This window comes from Psychroflexus gondwanensis ACAM 44 (assembly GCF_000355905.1).
GTDB lineage: Bacteria > Bacteroidota > Bacteroidia > Flavobacteriales > Flavobacteriaceae > Psychroflexus > Psychroflexus gondwanensis.
In genome coordinates, this window is the sequence record NZ_APLF01000032.1 from 1 (window position 1) to 5,083 (window position 5,083).

The 5,083-nt window shown below is 31.2% G+C and carries 6 protein-coding genes; all 6 read right to left on the minus strand.

The window, feature by feature from the left end; translation table 11 throughout:
• Positions 1-439 (minus strand): hypothetical protein (locus PGOND44_RS15645; RefSeq protein WP_155943858.1); only part of this gene is annotated, 439 nt, incomplete at its 3' end.
• Between the two features lie 448 nt (positions 440-887).
• Positions 888-1,889, minus strand: a complete 1,002-nt coding sequence (locus PGOND44_RS14615) for an alpha/beta hydrolase family protein (RefSeq protein ID WP_155943859.1) — start codon at positions 1,887-1,889, stop codon at positions 888-890.
• 169 nt (positions 1,890-2,058) lie between these two features.
• Positions 2,059-2,772, minus strand: coding sequence for an SDR family NAD(P)-dependent oxidoreductase (locus PGOND44_RS14620; RefSeq protein WP_003445538.1), 714 nt, complete (start codon positions 2,770-2,772; stop codon positions 2,059-2,061).
• 296 nt (positions 2,773-3,068) lie between these two features.
• Positions 3,069-3,803 carry a DUF6882 domain-containing protein gene (locus PGOND44_RS14625; protein WP_155943860.1) on the minus strand — a complete coding sequence of 245 codons (735 nt, stop codon included), beginning with the start codon at positions 3,801-3,803 and terminating at the stop codon, positions 3,069-3,071.
• Positions 3,804-4,058: 255 nt separating this feature from the next.
• Positions 4,059-4,514 (minus strand): hypothetical protein, encoded by a 456-nt coding sequence (locus PGOND44_RS14630; protein ID WP_003445541.1) that lies wholly within the window; start codon positions 4,512-4,514, stop codon positions 4,059-4,061.
• Positions 4,515-4,836: 322 nt separating this feature from the next.
• On the minus strand, positions 4,837-5,083 hold a 247-nt coding region (locus PGOND44_RS15650; RefSeq protein WP_236612011.1), incomplete at its 5' end, for a hypothetical protein.

Below are 5,083 nucleotides of genomic sequence, written 5' to 3' on the forward strand. Positions count from 1 at the left end.
CAGTAGGCTTTATTTCATTCACAAAGTCGTATTCAAAATGTCCTTTCTGTAATTCTAATAAAACTCTATCTCCAACGTTTAATTTATTCCACAAGTTTGGTTTTATTTCAAATCGTCTGTCAGATTCTTTTATTTTAATAAAAATCCAATGTGACCTATTCTTTTTTCCACCAGTACTTTTTCGGTCAATAGTAAATTCAGATTGGACGATTTCTTTTTCGGCATTTTTTTTATTCAGAAAACTTGTAGTGGAAATGGTCAATCCAGTTAAGCCTAAAACAAAACCAAAAATCACAGAATATCTCCTTCCACTTTCACTAAATACAGAAGGTTGAAATTTATAAAGGAAAAACAAGCAAACTAAACTGAAACTAAATCCTAAAAAGCCAAAATTTTTCCAAAAACTCGATTCCTCAATTATATTCTCAATATTGCTCATTTGAAATATTAAAAAGACCAATCCAGAAAAAAATAAAACCATTGATATATGACTCCAAATTTTATCTTTTAGTTTTTGTTTTTTCTCACGAATTGTTTTTGTTGGAAAAATGTAAAATAATAGTTCTTCAGAGTTAGAAATAAACCAAATTAAACTTCTCAATATTATTAAGATAGCTAAAATGTTAAAATATCTCAACCAAGAAGTTTCATTTCCAAATACTATGATAATTAAAATTCCAATTAAAATAATTATCGAATGATTCCGAATTTGTTTTTTATGCGTTTCGTTCATTTTAGCTTACTGCCAACGGTCTGGCTATACGCAGTAGCGTGCAAATAAGCCATTCGGTTTTGTTTTCAGTTACAAACTTAGCAAATAAATACCGAACTTTTCGTTTCAGCCCAAACCCTAGCTATTGCTTATAGCTGTTGTTATGCCTCGTTTTTTATTTCTCGTTTATCCATTTTAGCCAAGCCTTTCCTACTAAATCCCAACCAAACTTTTCATAGTTTATTTGACCGTTTTCCGTGATTTCAAAATAGTTATGTTCTCTGTTTAAGTAGGATTCAAAGTCAATATTAGTTTTGTTTTCTTGAATCATCTCCACTCTTAATAAGTCATTAAAGGGGCAGGCCGCGTCTTTTGTCCCATAAGAAATTAAAACAGGAATTGTCAATCTTTTAAAGTCTTCGTTTAGGCTTTTTGAAAATGAATAAGTTCCTTTATTTGCATTATATCCATGTTCTCTTGAAGTTTCGAATGGTTTATCATTGACGCTTTTCCAATAGTCGAAGTCTTTTTTTACCCAACTGGTATTCTCGTTTTCGAGTTTCCTATCTTGCGTTATTATTGAGAGTATTCTCGAATAATATGGTGTACCGCCCGAGTAAATTAAATGGGTAACATTTCTGTTAGTAATAGCCATTTTAACCGCTACGGAAGAACCTTCGGAATGTCCTGCAATTACAATTTTGTTGGTATCAGTCCAAGGTTGTTTTATCAAATATTCAATTATTGTATTATTTCTTTCGGTGTAGAAGTCCAAGTTTGCCTTTTCAGTATAATTTTTTGGTGGCAAGTTGCTTTTACTATCTCTAAATTCTCCGTTATCTGCGAGTTCGGATTTATTTATGATTAAAGGCACACCAGGTTTATTTATACTGATTAGGTGAAATTCTTCTGTAAAAATTTCTGTGCTAAATGAAAATGGTGAAAAGTGGTTTCCTTTGTCGGTATATTTTATTAAGGGTTTTGCTAAAGAACCTTGTATGAAAATTAAAATCGGCTTCTTTATATTTTCTTCTCCCTTTTTTGATTTTACAATAAAGTCAACTTTGTCCGATTGAAAATCTATTTGGTGATGTGTATATCCAAAATCTTCAACCGTTTTTTGAGCAAACGTATTTTGAGCAATTAAAATTGAAATTAAAATTAGTAGTTTCTTCATTCTTGATTTGAATGTAGTAAAACTTTTTGAAATTACAAGAAGTCTGCGATTTTGAAGCACTAAACTGTCTGCCACTAATGTACTTGATACGAAGCACAAAGCTTCATTTAACCATTGAACAGCCAATTTATTGTAAATACGGCTATGTCTTCTTTGTTCTTTTGTTTCGTTACATTCGGTCATAAATTGGTATTGGTATTAGTTTCAATATTGTCGCAATTAATAGCCAGCGTTTTGTAACGAACGCAACTTTCTTTTTGCTCATAATTGCTTTGAAAATTTGTCTAACTGTTTTTTCAACTGGCATTACCCAAAACAATCCTTCACCTTTGGCCATTGCTGTATCAACTAGTCCCGGTCTAATGTCTGTTACAAAAACTGGCTCTTTAAGTTTTGATGCTTTTTGCCTTAGTCCTTCTAAATAATTTATTTGATAGGCTTTTGTTGCATTGTATGCAGGAGCTTGTCTACTGCCTCGAAGTCCGCCAATAGAACTTATTGCAACTAAATGTCCTGATTTTTGGTTTTCAAAATAGTTAAAAGTCCAATCTGCAACACAAGTAAAACCTAATACATTCGTTTCTATTGTCCGCTTTTCTATTTCAAAGTCTAGGTTTTCATTTAAGTCGCCAATGCCCGAACTAATAATTAATAAATCAAGTCCACCAAGCTCTTTAGTTAATTCATCTAATTTCTGTCCAACAATGTTTGTGTCATTGATGTCAATTGATTTTATATAAAAATTTAAATTCTCGCTTTTCAATTCATTAAGCAATTCAATACGTCTTCCTGTCAAGCCAATTTTATAATTATTGTCTACCAAAAGTTTTGCAAGTCCTTTACCGATTCCAGACGTCGCCCCAATTATTATAGCTTTTTTCATTCTTAATTTTGTTTGTTTGTTGTGTCGTCCTAAAATGAGGCATAACGTCTCTGTATATGGCTCGTAGCGCGCAAATTAAACAATTACTTTCGGATAAGCACGAGCCGAATTTTTAAATTTTTCTTATTATCTTTTTTTACTAATAAGCCCACCGAAGGACTACTGCTACCAATTTAGTAAATAAAAACGACAGTAAATTTAAAAATTTGGCGGGCTCGCAAATATACCTTAACTTCGATTAAGCAAATACCTAGCTATGAGCTATATACGTTGTTGTGCTTAGTGCTTTCTCCAGTTTAATTCGATTCCTTAATCTCAAAGTAACATCTTTCACACACTAATTTTATTTTTGCGAACTCCATAGATTCATCATTCCAACCATCTGTTTTAAGACGCTCTTTTTCGCATTCAGAACACCAAGCTTGGAAATCATCTTCTTCGTCCAATTCCATTCCACGATAAGTTTCAAAAGCCTCTTCAAATCCAGTTTTTTGTTCCGTATTCAAATGTTGGCAAATAAATGCTTTTCTTATTTTTCCGTGAACACTACATTCAATTAATTCACTCTCAATTTTTTCGGCTTCTTCTTTCGTTATTTGTTCAGTCAGAAGAAGATACTTTTCTAAATGGTCAGAAATCACTCGGTAAGTTCCAATTCCTCCAATTATATCGAAAGCAATTGATGTCAATTCCCAACCTGTAAATTTATCTCCGTCAAAGTGAGGATTGGTTAGTTTTTCATAATTTTTCTTTTCTCCGAACTCTTTGATTTTTAAAGTTCTTAATTTTCTCGGTTCAACAGAATCTTCATTTGCCCAAGCCCATAGCCAACTATTTGTATTCAGCGAGAATGTGCCAACAGGAATATATTTGAAATAAATTTCTTTGTCATTACTATACAATCTTAATGTTTCGCTGGATTGATTATAAAACCAATTTTCATAATTTTCAGTATCATAATGCTTTCTGAAATTGTTTTGAAATTCAGTCAGCTTTTGACAAATTTTGTCAGCGTATTTTTCGTATTTCAAAGGTCTAAATATCAAGTCAGTTTGGTTTTTTCTGCATTAAGCACAACGGATTTGTATAAGAATAGTAGGGCGGAAAAACAGCGACTACCATTCGGTTGAACACAAGCCGAATTTTTAAATTTTTCTTATTATTTTTTTTTCAATAAGCCAAATATAAAAATTTGGCGACCTCGCAAAAGTGCCTTTATTATTGGGTTAAGCACTAATTGCCCTATTATTTTTATACGGTGTTGTGTGTAGTGCTTTCCGCACAATTTATTTTCTATTTACAAATCCAGTTGCCGTTCTTTTATTGTCATTAGTTACCCAAACTATAATAAAAGGTTTGCTTGAATTATTATAAGATTCCGATTCGATTGCTCCGCGTTTAAATCCGTTATCCATATTCTTATATTTTAATTCGTCAATTTCGCCCATAAAGTTCCAAACTTTGTCAGAGTGCATAGAGAAAATTACGCTCGATATTTTTCCGTTATCATAAAGTACTTTGATGTCATAAATTCTGGAAGAAAGAGTTTTTTCAAATATTAGCATTTTAGTGTCTTCTGAAACTAATTCATAATCAGATGGGACAGCTTTTTTAATATCAGATTGGGAAAGGCTTTTTTCCATCCAATTTTGCGCAACTGTAAATGGTTTTGAGCTAAATTCTTGAGCATAAATATTAAAACTCAAAAATAATAATGTAATCAGCGTTAATTTTGTTTTCATAAAAATTTGGTTTAATTCAATTTTCGTTCTCAGCGGTTAGCAAATAAAATGCTATTAATTAAATTTCTGTTACGGATTTCCTTATTAGTAGGATTTTTTTTGCATTACACACAACGGTTTGCGTATATGGTTTGTGGCGGGCAAATATGCTATTAGTTTCAGTTTATAAATTCATTTCCTAAAAATATACAAAACTTCGAGCTTGGTAAAAAATCCGCCATAAACTATATACGCTGTTATGGGCTGGTTTAGTACATCTGAGTTTTCAATTTAAAATTCTTTAATAATCTATAGGATTTTAATTAATTTATGTGAAAATTAATTAAACTTTATTTAGCTTTATTAAGTTTTGTAAAACTTTTAAATTGCAAGGTCTTGAAAGATATTCTTTAGTATTAAAATTTTTATACCATTTTGAGTTTATTTCTAAATTATTATTAGTTGCTTTTATAGCTGCTTTTATTGTCTTTATTGGCAAATTTTTTCGCCAATTTTTTATTGAATATACCACGCTACAATCTTCTTTCAATTTTATGAATTTATAATTAGTCCCCCTGTTTGTCGTGTAC

What these genes read in the sequence shown, in the direction of transcription:
- PGOND44_RS14615 (WP_155943859.1), bottom strand. Translation starts at nt 1,889, where the DNA reads ATGAAGAAACTACTAATTTTAATTTCAATTTTAATTGCTCAAAATACG.
- PGOND44_RS14620 (WP_003445538.1), bottom strand. Translation starts at nt 2,772, where the DNA reads ATGAAAAAAGCTATAATAATTGGGGCGACGTCTGGAATCGGTAAAGGA.
- PGOND44_RS14630 (WP_003445541.1), bottom strand. Translation starts at nt 4,514, where the DNA reads ATGAAAACAAAATTAACGCTGATTACATTATTATTTTTGAGTTTTAAT.